Annotated in this window: 1 protein-coding gene; it reads left to right on the forward strand. The window is 71.4% G+C overall.

The window, feature by feature from the left end; all coding sequences use genetic code 11:
• Positions 1-238, forward strand: a 238-nt coding sequence (locus R0J92_RS26385; RefSeq protein WP_411053864.1) for an exo-alpha-sialidase, incomplete at both ends; no start/stop codon positions are given.

A 238-nucleotide genomic window follows, 5' to 3' on the forward strand; every position in this document is an offset into this window, starting at 1 on the left:
GCAGCACTCCGACGATAACGGGGCGTCGTGGTCGAGTTCCCGCGAGATTACCGGCAGCGTGATCCCCGAGGGCTCGCGGTGGTACGCCACCGGACCGGGCCACGGCATCCAACTCAGCCGTGCGGAGCACGCGGGCCGGCTGATCGCGCCGATGAACTACAGCGCCCCCGACGACAATGGGGCCGGCGTCATCTTCAGCGACGACGGCGGCGACACGTGGCGGCCCGGCGGCCTCGTC

Source organism: Tritonibacter sp. SIMBA_163 (assembly GCF_046535935.1).
GTDB lineage: Bacteria > Pseudomonadota > Alphaproteobacteria > Rhodobacterales > Rhodobacteraceae > Epibacterium > Epibacterium scottomollicae.